At 61.5% G+C, this 19,896-nt stretch carries 16 protein-coding genes; 11 read left to right on the top strand and 5 right to left on the bottom strand.

Annotated features, from left to right (window positions below):
- Nucleotides 1-111: 111 nt before the first annotated feature.
- Genes ACX3M4_RS06080 through ACX3M4_RS06070 form a run of 3 tightly spaced genes read left to right on the top strand, consistent with a single transcriptional unit; the run spans nucleotide 112 to nucleotide 3,039 of the window.
- Nucleotides 112-1,221, top strand: a complete 1,110-nt coding sequence (locus ACX3M4_RS06080; RefSeq protein WP_459359377.1) for an ABC transporter substrate-binding protein — start codon at nucleotides 112-114, stop codon at nucleotides 1,219-1,221.
- 1 nt (nucleotide 1,222) lies between these two features.
- Entirely contained in the window at nucleotides 1,223-2,287 is a 1,065-nt protein-coding gene (locus ACX3M4_RS06075; RefSeq protein WP_459357693.1) for a FecCD family ABC transporter permease, read from the top strand.
- Nucleotides 2,281-3,039 (top strand): ABC transporter ATP-binding protein, encoded by a 759-nt coding sequence (locus ACX3M4_RS06070; RefSeq protein WP_459357692.1) that lies wholly within the window; start codon nucleotides 2,281-2,283, stop codon nucleotides 3,037-3,039. Before ACX3M4_RS06075 ends, ACX3M4_RS06070 begins: the two co-directional genes overlap by 7 nt.
- A 21-nt stretch (nucleotides 3,040-3,060) precedes the next feature.
- Here the strand turns inward: ACX3M4_RS06070 and ACX3M4_RS06065 are convergent, their stop codons facing one another.
- The 4 genes from ACX3M4_RS06065 to ACX3M4_RS06050 all read right to left on the bottom strand — a co-directional run bounded on the left by ACX3M4_RS06065 (nucleotide 3,061) and on the right by ACX3M4_RS06050 (nucleotide 7,000).
- A complete protein-coding gene (locus ACX3M4_RS06065; protein WP_459357691.1) occupies nucleotides 3,061-4,677 on the bottom strand; it encodes a Na/Pi cotransporter family protein in 1,617 nt (538 codons plus the stop codon).
- An 80-nt stretch (nucleotides 4,678-4,757) separates the two neighbouring features.
- Entirely contained in the window at nucleotides 4,758-5,408 is a 651-nt protein-coding gene (gene purN, locus ACX3M4_RS06060; RefSeq protein WP_459357690.1) for a phosphoribosylglycinamide formyltransferase, read from the bottom strand.
- Nucleotides 5,405-6,481, bottom strand: coding sequence for a phosphoribosylformylglycinamidine cyclo-ligase (gene purM, locus ACX3M4_RS06055; protein ID WP_459357689.1), 1,077 nt, complete (start codon nucleotides 6,479-6,481; stop codon nucleotides 5,405-5,407). Before purM ends, purN begins: the two co-directional genes overlap by 4 nt.
- Before the next feature lie 108 nt (nucleotides 6,482-6,589).
- The gene (locus ACX3M4_RS06050; protein WP_459357688.1) at nucleotides 6,590-7,000 is read right to left on the bottom strand and encodes an MAPEG family protein; all 411 of its coding nucleotides are present in this window, start codon (nucleotides 6,998-7,000) and stop codon (nucleotides 6,590-6,592) included.
- 136 nt (nucleotides 7,001-7,136) lie between these two features.
- Between ACX3M4_RS06050 and ACX3M4_RS06045 the strand changes: the two genes are divergently transcribed.
- The 5 genes from ACX3M4_RS06045 (at nucleotide 7,137) to ACX3M4_RS06025 (ending at nucleotide 13,736) form a co-directional block, all read left to right on the top strand.
- Nucleotides 7,137-8,015, top strand: a complete 879-nt coding sequence (locus ACX3M4_RS06045; protein ID WP_459357687.1) for a LysR family transcriptional regulator — start codon at nucleotides 7,137-7,139, stop codon at nucleotides 8,013-8,015.
- Between the two features lie 57 nt (nucleotides 8,016-8,072).
- Complete coding sequence (locus tag ACX3M4_RS06040) at nucleotides 8,073-9,179, top strand: AI-2E family transporter (RefSeq protein WP_459357686.1); 1,107 nt, start codon at nucleotides 8,073-8,075, stop codon at nucleotides 9,177-9,179.
- A 10-nt stretch (nucleotides 9,180-9,189) separates the two neighbouring features.
- Nucleotides 9,190-9,870, top strand: a complete 681-nt coding sequence (locus ACX3M4_RS06035; protein WP_459359376.1) for a P-loop NTPase family protein — start codon at nucleotides 9,190-9,192, stop codon at nucleotides 9,868-9,870.
- A 133-nt stretch (nucleotides 9,871-10,003) separates the two neighbouring features.
- Nucleotides 10,004-12,214 (top strand): RNA degradosome polyphosphate kinase, encoded by a 2,211-nt coding sequence (locus ACX3M4_RS06030; protein ID WP_459357685.1) that lies wholly within the window; start codon nucleotides 10,004-10,006, stop codon nucleotides 12,212-12,214.
- Between the two features lies 1 nt (nucleotide 12,215).
- Nucleotides 12,216-13,736 carry a Ppx/GppA phosphatase family protein gene (locus tag ACX3M4_RS06025; RefSeq protein ID WP_459357684.1) on the top strand — a complete coding sequence of 507 codons (1,521 nt, stop codon included), beginning with the start codon at nucleotides 12,216-12,218 and terminating at the stop codon, nucleotides 13,734-13,736.
- Between the two features lie 287 nt (nucleotides 13,737-14,023).
- Here ACX3M4_RS06025 and rnd read toward each other — a convergent pair whose 3' ends face one another.
- Complete coding sequence (rnd, locus tag ACX3M4_RS06020; protein WP_459357683.1) at nucleotides 14,024-15,220, bottom strand: ribonuclease D; 1,197 nt, start codon at nucleotides 15,218-15,220, stop codon at nucleotides 14,024-14,026.
- A 142-nt stretch (nucleotides 15,221-15,362) separates the two neighbouring features.
- Here rnd and ACX3M4_RS06015 point away from each other — a divergent pair, with 142 nt between their 5' ends.
- From ACX3M4_RS06015 to ACX3M4_RS06005, 3 genes are all read left to right on the top strand, one after another.
- Complete coding sequence (locus ACX3M4_RS06015) at nucleotides 15,363-15,989, top strand: nucleotide-binding protein (RefSeq protein WP_459357682.1); 627 nt, start codon at nucleotides 15,363-15,365, stop codon at nucleotides 15,987-15,989.
- 162 nt (nucleotides 15,990-16,151) lie between these two features.
- Nucleotides 16,152-17,933, top strand: a complete 1,782-nt coding sequence (gene aspS / locus ACX3M4_RS06010) for an aspartate--tRNA ligase (protein ID WP_459357681.1) — start codon at nucleotides 16,152-16,154, stop codon at nucleotides 17,931-17,933.
- A 120-nt stretch (nucleotides 17,934-18,053) separates the two neighbouring features.
- Nucleotides 18,054-19,841 carry an ABC transporter ATP-binding protein gene (locus ACX3M4_RS06005; RefSeq protein ID WP_459357680.1) on the top strand — a complete coding sequence of 596 codons (1,788 nt, stop codon included), beginning with the start codon at nucleotides 18,054-18,056 and terminating at the stop codon, nucleotides 19,839-19,841.
- Nucleotides 19,842-19,896: the final 55 nt, after the last annotated feature.

The following is a 19,896-nucleotide window of genomic DNA, read 5'->3' as shown; positions in this document are numbered from 1 at the left end:
TGACTCATATACTCAGGATAAATACCAAAAAACAAGAGTTTAAAACTCAACTTATTTACCCTTGTCAATTACGAGGCAGACGTGAACACAATCAAGGATCTGGCAGCCGCTGTGCTGGTCGCCGCTTCGCTCATTCCCACCGCCGTTCTAGCGGGCGAAAAAATCACCGTGACGGACATTACCGGCCGCGATGTCGAAATCGAGGTGCCGGTGGAGAAGGTCATTTTGGGGGAAGGGCGGCAGATCTATTTCACTGCTGCGCTCGACAGCGAAGAACCCTTCAAGCGCGTCGTCGGCTGGCGGGACGATTTCGAGAAGGCCGACAATGACGGCTACCGGCAGTACCTGGAAAAGTTCCCGCAAATGGCCGAGCTGCCGACCTTCGGCGGCATGAAGAACGGCACTTTCGATGTGGAGCAGGCGGTCGCGCTGCAGCCGGATGTCATTATCCTCAATCTCGATGCCAAGGTGGCGACCGAAGAGGGTGGTTATATCGAAAAGCTCGGCAAGGTCGGCATTCCGGTCGTCTATGTCGACTTCCGCGAAAAGCCGATGGAAAACACCGAACCTTCCATGCGCCTGATCGGCAAGCTTTATGGCGAGGAAGAAAAAGCTGAAGAATTTATCTCTTTCCGCGCAGCCGAAATCGCCAAGGTCACCGACCGCCTGGCGGCAGCAAACGACCTTGTAAAACCTGTCGTTTTCATGGAGCGCGCGGCGGGCTATTCCGACGATTGCTGCATGTCCTTCGGCAATGAAAACTTTGGCATGATGGTCGAGATGGCCGGCGGCATCAACATGGCCAAGGACATCATTCCAGGCACGTTCGGTACGGTGAACCCGGAGCAGGTAATCGCATCCGATCCGGATCAGATCATCGTCACCGGGGCCAATTGGGAACTTTATGTGCCCGGCGGCAACTGGGTCGGTGTCGGTGCCGGCGCGGATCCGGAAGTCACTTCCGAAAAGCTTGCGAACCTCATGAACCGCCCCGGCTTCACCGGTGTCAAGGCCGCGAAGGATAACAACGTCCATGCCATCTGGCACCAGTTCTACAACAGCCCGTACCAGTTCGTGGCCGTTCAGCAGATCGCCAAGTGGCTTCATCCGGACCTCTTTGCCGATCTCGATCCGGATGCGACCTTCAAGGAGCTGCACGACCGCTTCCTGCCGGTCGACTACCGTCCGGGTTACTTCGTCTCTTTGAAAACGGATGGCTGACATGGCAGCTGCCGACATTGGTCAGGCGGGGGAGGGGCTCGGTCTTTACCGCGCCCTTGCCTTCAGGCGCATCCTTCTGATCTGCGGCCTCCTGGCCGCTCTTGCCTTGACGGTCTCGCTTGACCTTGCCCTCGGACCGGCCCGATATCCGCTTGGCGAGGTGCTGTCGGCACTCTTCAATCCGTCCGGCGCGGATCTGCAGACCCGTGTCGTCATCTGGGATATCCGCATGCCCATCGCCCTGATGGCGGTCTCGGTAGGCGGCTGCCTGTCGCTGGCGGGCGCCCAAATGCAGACGATCCTGGCCAACCCGCTGGCAAGCCCTTTCACGCTCGGCATATCCGCCGCTGCCAGTTTCGGCGCGGCGCTCGGTCTGGTCGTTGGGGTCGCCCTCATTCCGGCGGCTGTGCACTACATGGTGCCGATCAACGCCTTCATCATGGCGATGGCGGCGTCGCTCTTCATCTATCTTCTGTCGACCGTGCGCGGCGTGACCGTTCAGACCATCGTGCTGCTCGGCATCGCCCTGGTCTTCACCTTCAACGCGCTGTTGTCGCTGCTTGAATATCTCGCCTCCGAACAGGCGCTCGCGGCGGTCGTCTTCTGGACCATGGGTTCGCTCACCAAGGCGACCTGGGGCAAGGTCTGGGCAACATTCGCCATCCTGGTCGTCTGCATTCCGTTCTTCGCCCGCAATTCCTGGGCGCTGACGGCGCTGCGTCTCGGCGACGTCAAGGCTGCCAGTTTCGGCGTCAACATTCGCGCCCTGCGTCTGAAGACCCTGCTCGGCGTCAGTCTGCTCGCGGCCATCCCGGTATCCTTCGTCGGCACCATCGGCTTTGTCGGACTTGTCGGTCCGCACATTGCCCGCATGCTGGTGGGCGAGGACCAGCGCTTCTTCCTGCCGGCGGCAGTAATTTGCGGGTCGCTGATGCTGTCGGCAACGTCGGTCGTTTCCAAGATGATCCTGCCGGGCGCGATCCTGCCGATCGGCGTGATCACCGCCCTTGTCGGCGTGCCGTTCTTCTTTGCCCTTATCTTCGCCGACCGGAGACAGTCATGGTAACCCTCAAGCTTCAGGACCTCGGAGCGCGCTACGGCTCGACCCTGGCGGTTCAGGGTGTGACGACGCCCGTCCTTTCCGGAGGTGAACTCACCGCCGTGATCGGTCCGAATGCTGCCGGCAAGTCGACGCTGTTCAAGCGCATCGCCGGCCTCCTCAAGGGTCCGGGCGAAGTGGTGCTCGCCGGCACCGGATCGGCTCCGCGAGATGCGATCCGCTACATGCCTCAGGATACCCATGCGAATGCGGTGCTGACGGTCTATGAATCCGTGCTGCTTGCGGCAAAGCAGGGGGGCGGCTGGCGGGTGAGTGATGCCGAGCTGGCGGAGATCGACCGGATCCTGGCCGCGTTGCAGATCACCGATCTTGCCTTCCGTAACCTCGGCGAACTCTCCGGCGGACAGCGCCAGCTTGTGTCCATTGCCCAGGTGCTGGTGCGAAAGCCGGAAGTGCTGCTGATGGACGAGCCGACCTCCGCGCTCGATCTTTACCGTCAGGTGGAAGTCCTGTCCTTCATGCGCGACCTTGCCAGGCAAAAGGGCATGCTCGTGCTGATCGCCCTGCACGATCTCAACCACGCCCTGCGCTTCTGCAGACAGACCATGGTGGTGGAAGCCGGCCGGATGGCGGCGGCGGGGCCCTCCGAAGAGGTGATCACTCCGGCGATGCTGCAGCGGATATACCGGGTCGAAGCGCGTGTCGAAGCCTGTTCGCGCGGCCAGAGCCACGTGATCATCGACCGGTCGGCTGCCTGATACTGGATAGCCGCTCCGCGCTCAGTCCTGATCGACGTCGACCCGTGCTTCCTCGACCGTTGAGGCGAGGCTCCGGTTCGCATCCTCAAGGACATTCCGGTGCAGCCGTATCCGCCACAGATGATAGGAGACCCGGTGCAGCCAGCGCAGGGCGTCCAGCTTCAGCCAGATGGTTCCGGCAGGAACGGCGTCAGCGGCCGCCAGCGAGATGAGCCGATCACGCCGCAGATGTCGTTGGCGCCGCATCAGCAGGCGCAGCCGGTCGAGACGTTTCTCCTGCTCCTTTTCGGTTTCGGCCGCGCGGGCTGGGTCGGTTGCCCAGAGCAGCAAGCCGGCCAGCCGGCGTAAACGGTGATCCAGGGCGATCTCATCGATACGCTGTCTCTGCCCGCACCGGTAATGAAGCCGGCTGAGGTGATCGAGAATGTGGAACTGGCCCTTGACCTGTTCCAGCAGCACCGTGTCTCCTGGCGGTACGGCAATCCGGTCTAGATAGGTTCTTGTTTCGGCGATCGCCTTGGCAACGGAACCGCGCTCTTCTTCACCTTTCGTCGGCAGAGGCGCGCCAAGCCGGAACCTTAGTTGGCCGACGATTGTATTTTCAATGACCTGCACTGCCAGATCCGCCAACGCCATTGCGGCATGCGGGTCACGCAAGACCAGCGGATCCAGCCGCCGGGTGAATTCGCTTCCCCGCTCCGGGATGAGGATTTCGACCAGCCGGGCAAAGGGGCGTGCAAACGGCAGCACCAGTGCGACACCGAGCACGTTGAAGAAACTGTGAAACGCGACGAGGGCTATCTGTGCGTCGCCGTTGCCGATCAGCGGTGTGGCGACGGCCTGAAAGGGGCCGAGCAGGAAGAAGGCCATCACGCCGGTGAGAAGGTTGTAGATGACATGGGCAAAGCCCGTGCGCCGCGCCATCGTTCCGCCGCCGACCGTCGCAAGCACCGCAGTGAAGGTGGTGCCGATATCCATGCCGATGACCAGTGCGGCGGCCTGGGGAAAGTTGATGGCCCCGGCCCCGAGGGCCGCCAGGGCCGTTGCGACGCCCGCGCTGGAGGATTGCGCGACGACCGTGATCAGCATGCCGAGGACGACAAGCTGCAGCCGGCCGAAAAGCGTGTCCGGTGGAAAGTCCGACGGCGAGACGATGCCGCTGAAAGCGTCGAGCCCGAGCTTCAGATGCTCGATGCCGATAAAGATCAGGCAGAAACCCGCCAATGCCTGGCCGATCTGCGCGGCCCGGCCCCGAAAGGCGAGACGGGCAACCGCACCGGCAAAGACGAAGGGCAGGGCGATCTGGCCAAGATCGAGCTTGAAGCCGAGGATTGCGACCAGCCATCCGGTGAGCGTGGTGCCGACATTGGCACCGAAGATGACACCAAGCGCCTGGGGAAAGGTGAGCAGGCCGGAGGCGACGAAGCCGACCGCTGCCACGGTCGTTGCACTCGACGACTGGATGAATGCCGTCGTCACCGCGCCTGTGGCGGCGCCAGAAATTGGCGTCGATGTAAACCGGGCCAGCACGTCGCGCATGCGCTGCCCGGCAAGGGCTTTCAGCCCGTCGGTCAGCAGCATCATTCCGATCAGAAACAGTCCGACGCCACCAAGCGCGGAGAGGATGCTGAGCAACATCGGATGAGCCTAGCCGATCCGGCGAGACCGGCAAAGTTGCAAGCTATTTCAAAGTGCTGTCGAGGGAGCGGTGTTTGGCCTCAAGGCCAGATCAGCTGACCTGCATTGGCGGCGTCCCCACCTCCGCTCGTCACCCGCGCGCCCGTAACCTTGGCCTTGCCGCCGGCAACCAGGGCAAGCGCCTTCGGGTAGATGGCGTGCTCAACCTCCAGCACCCGCGCGGCAAGAGTGTCCGGCGTGTCACCGTCCAGAACGGGCACGGCGCCCTGGATGATGATCGGGCCGTCGTCCATTTCAGCGGAGACGAAATGAACGGTTGCGCCATGCAGCTTGACGCCTTCTTCCAGGGCCCGCTCGTGCGTGGCCAGGCCCTTGAAGGAAGGCAGGAGGGCCGGGTGGATGTTGATCATCCGGCCTGACCAGGCATTGACCAGGAAAGGCGTCAGGATGCGCATGAAGCCGGCCAGGGCGACGACTTCGATGCGGTGTTCCTTCAGGGCCGCGTCGACGGCCCGTTCAAAGGCTTCGCGATCACCGGCAAACTCCGTGTGGTCGACGACCGCCGTCGGGATGCCGAATTCGGCCGCGCGCTCCAGGCCCTTGGCATCCGGGCGATTGGACAGGACCAGAGAGATTTCGGCCGGAAAATCCGGATGCATTGCCGCTGAAATCAGCGCGCTCATGTTGGACCCGCGCCCGGAAATCAGGATGGCGGTCTTCCTGCGGCTCATGCGCCGAGGTCCAGGCGGCCGTCGAAGAGAACCGCGGCGTCGCCTGCAGCCTCGATGCGGCCGATCCGGGTGACGGTCTCGCCTTGAGCGGACAGTACATCCGCAACGGCCTCCGCCTCTTCCTCGGAGACGACCACAACCATGCCGGTGCCGCAGTTGAAGGTGCGCAGCATTTCCTTTTCGGCGACGCCGCCGGTGCGGGCGAGCCAGCCGAAAACGGAAGGCACAGCGATACTGGAGAGATCGATCCGCGCCGAGCAGTCCTTAGGCAGGACGCGCGGCAGGTTCTCCGGCAGACCGCCGCCGGTGATGTGGGCAAGCGCCTTGATGCCGCCGGTCGCCTTGAGGGCCGCCAGAAGCGGTTTGACGTAGATCTTCGTCGGCGCCATCAGCGCTTCGCCCAGCGTCTTGCCTTCGGCAAAGGGAGCAGCATCCGACCAGTTGAGGCCGGAAAGCTCGACAATCTTGCGAACCATGGAATAGCCGTTGGAATGGACGCCGGAAGAGGCAAGACCCAGCAGCACGTCGCCGGCGCCGACATCCCGGCGCGGCAGGATCGCACCGCGTTCCACGGCACCGACGGAGAAGCCCGCCAGATCGTAGTCTCCTTCCACATACATGCCCGGCATTTCAGCCGTTTCGCCGCCGATCAGCGCGGCACCGGCCATCTTGCAGCCATCGGCAATGCCGGCGACGACATCCGTGGCAGTCGCCACATCGAGTGCGCCGGTCGCAAAATAGTCGAGGAAGAAAAGCGGTTCGGCGCCCTGAACCACCAGATCGTTGACGCACATGGCGACAAGGTCGATGCCGACGGTGCGGTGCTGGCCTGTCTCTATTGCGATCTTCAGCTTGGTGCCGACGCCGTCATTGGCCGCCACAAGCACCGGATCCTGGAACCCGGCGGCTTTCAGGTCGAACAGACCGCCGAAGCCGCCGATGTCGCTGTCGGCCCCAGGCCGGGACGTTGCCTTGACCAACGGCTTGATGCGGTTCACCAGTTCGTTTCCGGCATCGATGTCGACACCTGCATCGGCATAGGTCAGGCCGTTGCGGCCGGGGGATTCGCTCATGGGGCACTCCGGGACTGCGTGCGGTTTCTGTGCCAGTGCGGCTTACAGTCTGCCGCCAAGGAACACAAGAGGTCACCACGGCTCGCCCACGCTTTGAGTGCCCTAGATTCAGGCGTTTGGCATGGCGGACAGAAGTCCGGCGACCAGAACAGCAAAAGTGACGGCAATCGCCGCCATGCCGGTGGCCCAGCTGAGAGAACGGATGGAACTGAAGCCAAACCAGTAGGCGACGGAAAAAACTATCCGTGCAGCCAGGTAGACCGCGCCTGCGACCTGCGTCATGGGCGTGCCGCCGGAAGTCACAAGAAGGACGACTGCAAGAGGCAGCATCATCGCAGCGGATTCCAGGTTGTTCTGCAAGGTTCGGCGAGCCCGGCCGGGAAAACCGGTTTCCGGAAGGGGCTGCGAGCGGTCCGACATGACAAAGCCGACACCGCGCAGGCGGACGGTGCCGGCATGCTGGACGGCTGCGGAGAGGAAAATCAGGCAGGCAAGGCCGATCAGGACAGTGATTTCCATGAGGTCGAAGTCTCCTTTATCCGGGCAGGCGGCCCGGTCAGGAAACAGGTAGAGGTGCGAAAATATTCATACAACTGTCGTTGTCGTGCTAGGAATGTGCAAAAATGTTCAGGAACAATTGCATCGGAAATGTAATATGCAGGCGGGAGATCTGAAGTTTCTGGCAGCCCTTGCCGAAACACGTACTTTCACCGCGGCGGCACGCAGGCTGGATACGTCTCACACGACAGTCGCGCGAAAGCTCCGCCAGATCGAAAGCTATTTCGGCGCGCGGCTGGTTGAGCGGGTCGGCGAGGGCGTCGTTCTCACTGCCGCCGGTGAAGAGGCAATGCGCAGCGCGGCGCGGATATCTGAAGAACTGGCAGATCTCGAACGGCGCATTGCCGGCCGGGATGCAAGGCTTTCCGGACAGGTCTCTCTGACCAGCGTCGATATCCTGATCTGGCATTTCATGCCCGCCTTGTCCCGGTTCAGGCATCGCTACCCGGAAATCGAGCTGACGATCCAGACAGGTACCGAGGTTGTCAGCCTGTCGAGACGCGACGCCGAAGTGGCGCTGCGTCTTACAAATTCACCGGAAGGCTATCTGTTCGGCCAGGAGGTCGGCCGCTTCGACTTCGCCCTTTACGGGCACGCGGATCTTGATCCCCTGGCAAGGCCGCTTTCACAGCTGCCCTGGCTGGAATACAGCGCTCGTGATTGCCGCGAGCGGTCGGCGGACTGGAAGAAGCGTCACCTGCCGGGGGCAAACTGCAAGGCCTTTCTGCCGACGCCGTTGATGATGCTCTCCGCCGTCAAGGCGGGGCTCGGCATTGGCGCATTGCCCATTGAAATCGCTGGCAGCGAACCGGATCTCGTCAAGCTCAGTGACGAGCCCTGCTTTTCGCTGGGAATCTGGTTGCTGACGCCGGAAGAGCTGCGCCGGACGGCACGCGTGCGGGCGTTGTTCGATTGTTTCAAGAGAGCCCGTGCGTCACGGCAGTCCGCTCTGGACTTGACCGGACCCGGGGTTTAAGCCCATGTCGCAGGACAAGGGTCTTACCCCAGACACCACACCCGAGGAGAGCCATTTATGACACTACGCCGTCAGGTTCAGTTCTGGCTGATTTCCCTCGTTGGGCTGTGCCTGTTCCTTTATGTCTTTTCCAGCGTCCTGTTGCCCTTCGTTGCCGGCATGGCGGTCGCCTACCTGCTGGATCCGGTCTGTGACCGGCTGGAAAAGCTTGGCATGGCGCGGATGTGGGCGACGCTCGCGATCCTCTTTACCTTCATTCTTATCCTGGTGCTTTTCTTCATCCTGCTGCTGCCTTTGCTCGGCAACCAGCTGGCCCTGTTCCTGGAAAAGTTCCCTGAGCTGATCCGCAAGCTGCAAACGCTGCTGTCGCAGAACTTTCCGGCAGACCTTGCCTCTGTCGCCGGCATCAAGCCGGAAGACCTGCAATCCTCCATGTCCAACCTGATCGGGCAGGGGGCATCCTTTGTTGGAAAGCTGGCGCAGTCGCTCTGGAGCGGCGGGCAGGCGCTGCTGTCGATCCTGTCGCTCTTCGTCATTACGCCGGTTGTGGCCTTCTATCTTCTGCTCGACTGGGATCGCATGATCGCCCGCATCGACGGCTGGCTGCCGCGCGAACATCTGGCAGAGATCCGCGGTCTCGCCCGGGAAATGGACGCCGCGGTCGCCGGCTTCGTGCGCGGCCAGGTGTCGGTCTGCCTGATCCTCGGCTCCTTCTATGCAGTGTCGCTGGCGCTGGTCGGGCTCAATTTCGGTCTGCTGATCGGCATGGTGGCCGGGCTTGTCAGTTTCATTCCCTTTGTCGGCGCTGGCCTTGGATTGGTGCTCTCGGTTGGTGTGGCGCTGGTGCAGTTCTGGCCGGACTGGCCCTGGATCGTCGCCGTCGTCGCGGTCTTTGCGATCGGCCAGTTTCTGGAAGGAAATATCCTGCAGCCGAAGCTTGTCGGCGAAAGCACCGGCCTGCATCCGGTGGCGCTGATGTTTGCCCTTTTTGCCTTTGGATATCTCTTTGGATTTGTGGGGATGCTCGTCGCCGTTCCGGCAGCCGCGATGATTGGCGTGCTTGCGCGCTTCGGCTTGAGGCAGTATCTGGCAAGCCCGGTCTATATGGGCGTCCATCGTGACGTGGCCGGTCCTGAAACCAAAGCGCCAGACGAGCAAGTATAGAGTTTGAATGATGGCGGAACCTCCGCGCCAGTTGCCGTTAGACCTGCCGCATGAAGCAGCCCTCAGCCGCGAGGATTATCTGGTTGGCAGCTCCAACCGGGCCGCCTTCGAACTTCTGGAGCGCTGGCCGGACTGGCCGTCGCCGGTCGTGGTTCTGGCCGGGCCGGTCGGGGCGGGAAAATCCCATCTGGTGGAAGCGTTCCGCGACGATACCGGTGCTGCCGTCCTTGCCGCGCCCCGTCTTGACGAAGCTTCCGTCGAAAGCCTCGTCGCCGCGCCTGCCTGCGTGATCGAGGATGCCCATCTCGGTGTCGACAACACGGCGCTGTTTCATCTTCTCAACGCCGCCCGCCAGGCGGGCAAAACGGTGCTGATCACAAGCCGCACCTGGCCGGCGAGCTGGAAGATCGCGCTGCCCGACCTTCAGTCGCGCCTGCGGGCCGCGACACCTGTGGAAATCCTGGAGCCGGACGACGACCTTTTGCGCCGGGTGTTGGTGAAGCTTTTCGCCGACCGGCAGATTGCGGTCGATCAAGGCGTCGTGGACTATCTGGTCATACGGATGGAACGCTCGCTCGAGGTCGCGCTTCGGGCTGTCGAGGCAATCGACCAGGAAGCGCTTGCCGGACGGGTAAGGATCTCAAAACCGCTGGCCGGCAGGGTCCTCGAAGATGTGCATAAACGCCAATAAATCTGGCTGCTGTCAAAGGACTGTCATTTGCCCGCTCGGAAGTTCATGCTAGTCACGGCCTTCAAGGGGCTGAACTGCATCTATTCCTGCCAGGAAGGGAAGGTGCAGGTGCGCCGGAACAGGGGAAGATGCCATGAACGAAACGCCTGATATTTCAGACATTCTGCCCGCATCGACCGTTACCTCGCCGCCTGCCGGTCTCATTCCGGAAGGTGAGCTGGCTACGTCCCCGTCGCGCTTCGTCAATCGCGAGGTTTCCTGGCTGCAATTCAACCTGCGCGTCCTTGAAGAAGCGATGAACCCCAACCATCCGCTGCTGGAGCGGGTCCGGTTCCTGTCGATCTCGGCGAACAATCTCGACGAATTTTTCATGGTGCGTGTCGCGGGCCTGCGCGGCCAGCAGCGTGCCGATGTGACCAACCTCTCGGACGACGGTCTGACGCCCACTGAACAGCTCCAGAAGATCAGCGAGGCGGTGCGAGACCTGCAGGCTTCGCAGCAGAAGATCTGGGTCGAGCTGCGGCGCGAGATTGCCGAGAAGGGCATCGAGATCCTGCATGGCGCGACGCTTGCGCCGGACGACAAGAAGTGGCTGCAGGACTATTTCCTGTCCTATGTCTTCCCGGTACTGACACCGCTTGCCATCGATCCGGCGCATCCGTTCCCTTTCATTCCCAATCTGGGCTTTTCCATCGTCTTCGAACTTGCGCCGGTCTCCGGCGGGCGCGGCATGATCGCGCTGCTCAGGATCCCGAACCAGGTCGACCGCTTCGTCCAGCTGCCCAACGGCCCCGATGGTGCCGCCCGCTTCATCGCCATCGAAAAGGTCGTCAGCCTTTTCATCGGCCGTCTGTTTCCGGGCTACGAGATCCGCGGCAAGGGGGCATTCCGGGTCATCCGCGACAGCGACCTTGAAATCGAAGAAGAAGCGGAAGACCTCGTGCGCCTCTTCGAAAGCGCGCTCAAGCGCCGCCGCCGAGGCTCCGCTATCCGGCTCGAAATCCAGGAAACAACACCACCTGCACTGAGAGAGTTCGTCGGCGATGCTCTGAAGGTGGGCGAGAACGAGATTTTCCTCGCCAACGGACTGCTCGCGCTCAACAACCTGTCGCAGATCGTCGATCTGGAACGCCCGGATCTGAAATTCCAGCCCTATACGGCACGCTTTCCGGAGCGTATCCGCGAGCATGGCGGCGATTGCCTCTCGGCGATCCACCAGAAGGACATCATCGTCCACCACCCGTATGAATCTTTCGACGTCGTCGTCCAGTATCTGCGCCAGGCCGCCCGCGACCCGGACGTTGTAGCGATCAAGCAGACGCTTTACCGGACATCCAACGACAGCCCGATCGTCAAGGCGCTGACGGAGGCCGCCGAGGCCGGCAAATCCGTGACCGCGCTTGTGGAACTGAAGGCGCGCTTCGACGAAGAAGCAAATATCAAGTGGGCGCGTGACCTTGAGCGGGCTGGCGTTCAGGTGGTCTTCGGCTTCATTGAGCTGAAGACCCATTCCAAGATTTCCATGGTGATCAAGCGCGAGCACGGTCTCCTGAAGACCTATTGTCATCTCGGCACCGGCAACTATCACCCGATCACCGCCCGGATCTACGAGGACCTGTCCTTCTTCACCGACGATCCGGGGATCGCCGAAGATGCGGCCCGGGTGTTCAACTTCATTACAGGCTATGCCCGTCCGGCCGAACTCAACGACCTGATGGTTTCTCCGGTGAACCTGCGCCAGCGCATGCTTGAAATGACGGAAGCGGAGATCGATCACGCAAGGGCCGGCCGTCCGGCGCAGATCTGGTGGAAGATGAACTCCCTCGTCGATCCGGAGATCATCGACGCGCTCTACCGCGCCAGCCAGGCCGGTGTGCAGATCGACCTTGTAATCCGCGGCATCTGCTGTCTGCGCCCCGGTATCAAGGGCCTGTCGGACAATATCCGGGTGAAGTCCATTATCGGCCGGTTCCTGGAGCATTCCCGCATCTACTGCTTCGGCAACGGTCAGGGACTTCCGTCGCCGGAAGCCCATGTCTATATCGGCTCTGCCGACCTGATGCCGCGCAACATCGACCGCCGGGTCGAAGTGCTGGCTCCCCTGAAAACCCCGACGGTGCACGAACAGGTGCTCGACCAGATCATGGTCGCCAACCTGAAGGACAACCAGCAGAGCTGGCGCATTCTGCCCGACGGCAGCCATGAACGCATCGTTCCGGCCGCGAACGAGGAACCGTTCAATGCCCATCAGTATTTCATGACGAACCCTTCGCTTTCGGGCCGGGGCAAATCGTTGAAGAGTGACCGACCCAAGCCGTTCCTCGAGCGGCAGCAACGAGGTTAGCATGGACGTCGAGTTCCACCCGGCGCGTGGCCGGCTCAACGGTTCCGGACCTGTCGCGGTCGTGGATATCGGCTCCAACTCGGTGCGCCTGGTGATTTACGAACGCAAGGCCCGCACACCCACCATGCTTTTCAATGAAAAGCTGCTGGCGGGTCTCGGCAAGGGCATTGCCGCCACCGGCCGGCTGGCGGACGATTCCGTCAAGCTTGCGCTCGGCGAACTGACCCGCTTCAAGGCTCTGATCAGGCATACGGACTGCAAGGATATCTACATTGTCGCGACGGCCGCGGCCCGCGATGCGGAGAACGGTCCGGAATTCGTGCGCGAGGTCGAACGCTTCCTGGAAGCGCCGGTGCGCATTCTCGACGGCAGCGAAGAAGCCTACTATTCAGCCCTTGGCGTGATCGCCGGCTTCTGGCAACCGCGCGGCATGGTCGGCGATATGGGTGGCGGCAGCCTGGAGCTGGTCGAGATTTCGGACAACCGGCCGGGCTCGGGAGCGACTTTCCCGCTCGGTGGCCTGCGCCTGTCCGAAGAAGCGGACGGCAGCATCGCCAAGGCGCAGAAGATCGCCGAAGCTGCGCTGAAAGGCTATGACTGGCCGAACCTGGCACCGGGCGAACGCACCTTCTATGCGGTCGGCGGCACCTGGCGTTCCCTCGGCCGACTGCATCTGATGCAGAAGAATTACCCCCTGCATGTCATGCACAATTACGAGATCGGCGCTGAAGAGGCGATTGCGTTCTGCCGCAAGATTTCCGTGCCAAACCTTGACGGTGTCGACATGGCCGAGGTCGTCTCCAAGCAGCGGCGGCCGTTGGTGCCCATCGGAGCGGTGGTGCTGGAACAGGTCCTTACCTCCATGAAGGCCGAGCGCCTGGTCTTCTCCGCGACCGGCGTGCGCGAAGGCCTGCTGCATGAGAAGCTGAGCGAAGAAATGCAGGCTCATGACCCGGTCATCGAGGCTGCCCGCGAACTTTGCACCCTGCGCGCCCGCTCACCGGCCCACGCGGAAGAACTGATCGCCTGGACTGATACGCTCTTCAAGGAGGTCGGTATCGAGGAAACCGCCAACGAAACCAGACTGCGGCATGCGGCTTGCCTGCTTTCGGACATTGGCTGGCGTGCCCATCCGGACTATCGCGGCGAACAGAGCCTCAACATCATTTCCAACGCCTCCTTCGTCGGACTTGACCACGCCAGCCGCGCCTATCTGGCGGCTGCCGTTTTCTACCGGCATGCGGGCCTGAGAGAAGGGGATCTGTCCCGTGTCATCCGGGAGCTTTTCACGGACCGCCTGCGCATCCGCGCCCGGGTCCTCGGGGCAACCTTGCGGGTGGCATCGCTCTTGAGCGCCTCCATCGCGGGTCTATTGCCCAAGGTCAAGATCTCGCGGTCGGAAACCGGTCTTGTGCTTGAACTCGGCAAGCGCCTGGCCGATCTCGACGGCGAGCGTCTGCGCAAACGCGTCGCTCAGCTCAGCAAAACCATCGAGGTCGAAGTCGAAGTGAAGTCGGGGTAATCCGTTTTCGCCACCAGCCATCAGGGCATTAGAGCAAATCGCGTTTTATCGGAATCGCTTTTCGCTGTCTGAAATCAGAGATTTCAACGCAAAAAGCGATGCAAGACATTTCCAGTTAAACGCGACACGCTCCAGCACAAAGTGCAAACCTCTTCCTGAGGAGGACCGTCAGGTCCGTCTCGAAGGATCGGCCACTTGTTCCGTAGATGCAGCCGATCCTTCGAGACGCGAGCGCGCTCGCTCCTCAGGCTGAGGCAGCGTGTTTGGCAAGGCTGATGGGACGTTTTCTATTCCGCCGCCTGGGTCTTTACTTCAGCCGCTTGCTCGACCGGCAAAGGCTGGTCGATGGCGACGATCTGCCGTTCCTGGAAGGCGAGGGCGACTTCGCCCCGCTTCAGCTTGAGTGCGGTCTCACCGAAGAGCTCGCGCCGCCAGCCCTTCATGGCAGCAACATCCGCCATGTCGTCCGCGGCGATCTTTTCAAGATCGTCAACGGTCGCGATCACCTTGGCGGCAACGCCGTGAGCCTCGCTGACAAGCTTCAGCAGCACCTTCAGAAGATCGACCGCGGCGGCGGACCCGTCCGGAGCCTGGCGTCCCTTGGGCAGCTTCGGCAACTCGTTCTTCGGCAGGGCAAGCGCGCGCTTGACCGCCTTCAGGATCTCGTCGGCCGATTTCGACCGCTCGAACCCGCGCGGAATGGTGCGGAGCCTTGAAAGGGCTTCCGGGTCCTGCGGCTGCTGCGCCGCCAGTTCGTAGATGGCGTCGTCCTTGATCACCCGGCTGCGCGGCACATCGCGCGACTGGGCTTCCGTTTCCCGCCAGGCAGCGACTTCCATCATCACGGCCAGCTCGATCGGCTTGCGCACGCGCAGCTTCAGCCGCTTCCAGGCCTGGTCCGGATCCGTGCGGTAAGTGGCAACGGAGGTCAGCACCTGCATCTCGTCCTGCACCCAGTGGCTGCGGTCCTGCTCGGCGAGATTCGCCTTCAGGAACTGGTAGGCGTCGCGCAGATGGGTCACATCGGCAAGCGCATAGTCGAGTTGCTTGGCGGTCAGCGGACGGCGGGCCCAGTCGGTGAAGCGCGAGGACTTGTCAATCCGGGCGCCGGTCACCTTGTAGACCAGCTGATCGTAGGAAATGGAATCGCCGAAGCCGCACACCATCGCTGCAACTTGCGTATCGAATAGAGGCGCGGGGATGAGCTCACCGAGATGATAGATGATCTCGATGTCCTGGCGCGCAGCGTGAAACACCTTTGTCACACTGTCGTCGCGCATCAGGTCGAAAAAGGGTTGAAGGTCAAGACCTTCGGACAGGGCGTCGACAATATACGCCATGTCCGGCCCGGCCATCTGGATCACACAGAGCTTGGGCCAAAAAGTAGTCTCACGGAGAAATTCCGTGTCGACGGTCACGTAGTCATGGGCGGCAAGTCGCTGGCACGCAGCGGCGAGATCTTTTGTTTTTGTAATCACATGCATGGTGACGCAAACCTATACCCGAGTTCTGCCGCTTTGTCGCCACGAAATGGTAAGGTTCGGTTTTCAGGGACTTGAAAAAGCGCAATATGTGCGCCTATGTTCAGGGGCGGGCAGGAGCCCGGGACAGAGGAAGGGAGAAGGAATGCGCAAGATACTGGTGGTGAATTCCAAGGGCGGCTGCGGCAAGACCACAATCGCCACCAATCTTGCGGTTGCACTCGCCGCCCGGGGCGAAGACGTGGCGCTGGCCGACGCTGACCGGCAGAAATCGAGTCTCTCCTGGGTCAAGCGGCGCCCGAAGACACTGACGGCGATCGAAGGCCTCAACTGGACCAAGGAAGATGCCATCGGCGACAAGGACAAGCATCTCGATGCCATCGTCATCGATGGCCCTGGCGGCCTGCGCTCGGAACTTGCCAAGAACCTGATTGCCGAAGCCTCCGACATCATCGTACCGGTTCTTGCCTCCGCCTTCGACTGGGACGCGACGCTGAAGTTCCTGGACGGAATTTCCGATATCAAACGGGTACGCAAAGGCAAGGCCGACATCCATGTTGTCGCCAACCGCATCAACAAGCGCTCGACCCAGGTTGCCGATCTTGAGCAAACGTTGGCAAAGAAAGGCTATCCGCTTCTCGCCCGCATCTCGGATCGAGTCCTTTATGCCCGCCACGCGGCGGCCGGCACCGGCATCTTCGACCATGCCGATGCCAAGGCCCACGAGATTCGCGGCCAGTGGCATCCGCTGCTGCAGGCGGTGGATACGTGAAGCGGCGTTTTGCCGACGAGCCTTTCTGAAGGGGACGCACAAGCCTCCCGCAAGCCTTTCCCTTGACTTTCGCCCCGCAACATGGCTTGTGCAGCCGGACACGGCCTGCCCCCGGCGGGCCGTAATGATTTTCTATGCCAAGAAGAATACCGAGGAATCAGAATGCACCCCTACCGTAGTCACACGTGCGGTGATCTCCGTCTGTCCGACGAAGGCCAGACCATCCGTCTTTCCGGCTGGGTCCACCGGGTCCGAGATCATGGCGGGGTGCTGTTCATCGATCTGCGCGATCATTACGGCGTCACGCAGTGTGTGGTCGATCCGGATTCGGCCGCTTTCAAGCTGGCAGAGAGTGTGCGTTCGGAGTGGTGTATCCGCATCGACGGCAACGTGAAACAGCGCACCCCGGAAACGGTCAACAAGGAACTGCCGACCGGCGAGATCGAGGTCTTCATTCGCGAGATGGAAATCCTGGGCGCGGCGAAAGAACTGCCGCTGCCGGTCTTCGGCGACCTGGAATACCCGGAAGAAGTGCGCCTGAAATACCGCTTCCTCGATTTGCGCCGCGAGAAGCTGCACAACAACATGATCCTGCGCTCCAACGTGGTGCGCGATCTGCGCGACCGCATGTGGTCGATCGGCTTCAATGAGTTCCAGACGCCAATTATCACCGCATCTTCGCCCGAGGGTGCGCGCGACTTCCTGGTGCCGTCCCGACTGCACCCAGGAAAGTTCTACGCCTTGCCGCAGGCGCCGCAGCAGTTCAAGCAGCTGCTGATGGTCTCCGGCTTCGACCGCTATTTCCAGATCGCGCCGTGCTTCCGCGACGAAGATCCGCGTGCCGACCGTTCGCCGACGGACTTCTACCAGCTCGACCTGGAAATGTCCTTCGTCACTCAGCAGGACGTCTTCGACACCATCGAGCCGGTGATCGCCGGCTGCTTCGAGCGTTTCGGCGGCGGCCGTCCGGTCAACCGTACCTGGCCGCAGATCTCCTACAAGGACAGCGCGCTCTGGTACGGTACCGACAAGCCGGACCTCCGCAACCCGATCAGGATGCAGATCGTTTCCGAGCATTTCGCCGGATCCGGCTTTGCGATCTTCGCCAACCTCCTGCAGCAGCCGGGCACGGAAATCCGCGCCATTCCGGCACCGAAGGGCGGCAGCCGCAAGTTCTGCGACCGCATGAACAAGTTCGCCCAGGAACAGGGCCTGCCGGGTATGGGCTACATTTTCTGGCGCAAGGCCGAAGATGGCTCCACGGAAGCGGCCGGTCCGCTTGCCAAGAACATCGGTCCTGAGCGCACCGAGGCGATCCGCACCCAGCTTGGCCTGGAAGAGGGCGATGCGGCCTTCTTCCTCGGCGGCAAGCCGAAGCAGTTCGAGCCGGTTGCCTCCAAGGCGCGCGTCATCATCGGTGAGGAACTCGGTCACACCGACAAGGACCGCTTCGAGTTCGCCTGGATCGTCGACTTCCCGATCTATGAGCGTGACGAGGAAACCGGTGCGATCGACTTCGAGCACAACCCGTTCTCCATGCCCCAGGGCGGCATGGCGGCACTGGAAGGCGATCCGCTTGAAGTGCGCGGCTACCAGTACGATCTGGCCTGTAACGGCCACGAACTGGTTTCCGGTGCGATCCGGAACCACAAGCCGGAAATCATGTACAAGGCCTTCGAAATTGCCGGTTACCCGAAGGAAGAAGTCGACAAGCGCTTCGGCGGCATGGTCAACGCTTTCCAGTACGGCGCTCCGCCGCACGGCGGCTGTGCTGCCGGCATCGACCGCATGGTCATGCTTCTGGCGAATGAAGCCAACATCCGCGAGGTCATGCTGTTCCCGATGAACCAGAAGGCCGAAGACCTGATGATGGGCGCGCCGAGCGAGGTGACCCCGGCCCAACTGCGCGACCTGCACCTGCGCCTGAACTTGCCGGAAGCGTGACAATTCCGCACTTGCCGCAGGATATCGTTAGGGGTACCCCTCTCCGCAGAAGGGTGGAGGCCGGCTGTACGGCCTCCTTCGTGTCGGAAAGATGGAATACCTTTGGAAAGGTAACGCTTCGTGCGAAATCCGTTTAAATCCAGGTCCTGGACCGATCCCAACGGAACGGTCCAGCTGATCAGACGGCTGTTCAGTGAGAACTTCAGGGCCTACATCCCGCAATACCTGATTGCCTTCGTCTTCATGGGCTTGATCGCCGCGACGACGGCGGCGAGCGCGTGGATCATGCGCGACGTCGTCAACCAGGTGTTCGTCGACAAGAACGAGACGATGGTCTACGTGATCGCCGCCACGGTTTTCGTGATCTTCGGACTTAAAGGTGCAGCGACCTACGGGCAGATGGTTGTCCTGTCCCGCGTCGGCAACGCGATCGTGTCGGATCTGTCCCGCCGGATGTTCGATCACATGATCCGCCAGGATCAGTCCTATTTCGACAAATACTCCCTGGCGGAAATCGGCGTCAGGGTCGGGCAGGGGGTCGGGGCAACGCGCTCAACTCTCGAACTGATCATCGTTTCGCTGGGGCGAGACCTGTTGACGTTGATCGGTCTCACCTTCGTGATGATCTTCCAGAACCCGCTTCTGAGCGTCATTGCTCTGTTCACGATGCCACCGGCTGTCATCGGCGTTGCCTTCCTGGTGCGCCGCGTCAAGGAATACGTGAAACGACAGGTCGTCTCGTCAGCAAAAATCGGCGCCACACAGCAGGAAACGGTCCTCGGCATTCGCATCGTCAAGGCTTATGGCATGGAAGACACCATGCGCAAGCGGATGGAAACGAGCGTCCTGGAAGTGCAGAAGCAGTCCGACAAGATTGCCTCGCTCACCGCGCGCACCTCGCCGTTGATGGACACGCTTGGCGGCATTGCGATTTCACTGGTCATCTTCTACGGCGGTTACTCCGTCATCAATCTCGGTCAGGATCCGGGGGCGCTGTTCTCTTTCATCACGGCGCTGCTTCTGGCTTACGACCCGGCTCGCCGCCTGGCGCGCCTCAACGTGAACCTCGGCAAGAATATCGTCGGCCTGAGGATCATGTACGAGCTCGTTGATCGCGAACCCGATCTGCGGGATGCGGATAATGCCGTGAGCCTTGACGTTAATGCAGGCGAGGTCGAACTCCGCGATGTTGTCTTCTCCTACGGCGAAAGTTCCGCGCTGAACGGTGCGAGCTTCACGGCACAAGCCGGCAAGATGACGGCACTTGTCGGCGCCTCCGGAGCCGGAAAATCGACCGTATTCTCCATGATTGAAAGACTGTACGACCCGCAGTCAGGAAATATCGTGATCGACGGTCAGAACCTGCGGGATGTGACGCAGGTGTCGCTTCGCCGGAATATCGCCTATGTGAGCCAGGACGGGTTCGTATTCGACCTCAGCATCCGCGACAACATTGCAATCGGCAAACCGGGCGCGACGGATGAAGAGATCGAAGCAGCGGCCCGTGCCGCGAATGCGCATGATTTCATTGTCGGATTGCCACGGGGCTACAACACCCGGGCGGGCCAAAGCGGCAACAATCTGTCGGGTGGGCAGAAACAGCGGATTGCAATCGCGCGGGCAATGCTGCGTGACGCGCCGATCCTGCTTCTCGACGAGGCGACATCCGCTCTGGACGCGGAATCGGAAGCGAAGATCCAGGCCGCCCTTGAAACGCTCACCAAAGGCCGGACGACGCTGGTGATTGCCCACCGCCTGAGCACTGTTCGTCACGCGGATCAGATCCACGTCATGAATGAAGGCCGTGTCGTTGAAAGCGGTACGCATGACGAACTCTTCGAGCATGACGGCATTTACCGCAGACTGTGCGAACTTCAGTTTCAGAGCCGGAACGAAGAAGCCGCCTGAAGAAGCTGCCTGAAGAAGGTGGTTGAAGCCGGAGCGGCAGGAAACAGGCAAAACA

The sequence above is a fragment of the Roseibium sp. M-1 genome (genome assembly GCF_054515675.1).
The sequence above is the reverse complement of the archived record's forward strand: the minus strand, read 5'-3'. Positions and strand labels throughout refer to the sequence as shown.